The following is a 506-nucleotide window of genomic DNA, read 5'->3' on the forward strand; positions in this document are numbered from 1 at the left end:
CCCCTGATGCAGGTAGATCACCTCGCTGGAGACGTCCCGGGCGAAGGCCATCTCGTGGGTCACCAGGATCATGGTGCGCCCCTCGTCGGCGAGGCCGCGCATGACCTTGAGCACATCCCCCACCAGTTCGGGGTCCAGGGCCGAGGTGGGCTCGTCGAACAGCATCACCTCGGGGTCCATGGCCAGCGCCCGGGCGATGGCGCCGCGCTGCTGCTGGCCACCGGACATCTGGGCCGGATAGGCATTGGCGCGCTCGCTCAGGCCCACCCGCTCGAGCAGGGCGTGGGCCTGCTCGATGGCCTCCTTCCTGGGCTTGCCGAGCACCTGCACCGGCGCTTCGATGATGTTCTCGAGCAGGGTCATATGGGCCCAGAGATTGAAGTTCTGGAACACCATGGAGAGCTTGGCGCGCATGTTCACCACCTGCTGCCAGTCGGCCGGCTCGCGGCCGTGCTTCGTCTCCTTGAAGCGGATCGCCTCGCCATGGACGATCAGCTCGCCCTCGT

The 506-nt window shown here is 67.2% G+C and carries 1 protein-coding gene; it reads right to left on the minus strand.

Going from position 1 to position 506, the window contains the following annotated elements:
• The coding region (locus tag IOC61_RS17280; RefSeq protein WP_195689957.1) for an ATP-binding cassette domain-containing protein at positions 1-506 on the minus strand (506 nt) is incomplete at both ends.

This window comes from Halomonas sp. KAO, assembly GCF_015595025.1.
Taxonomy (GTDB): Bacteria; Pseudomonadota; Gammaproteobacteria; order Pseudomonadales; family Halomonadaceae; genus Halomonas.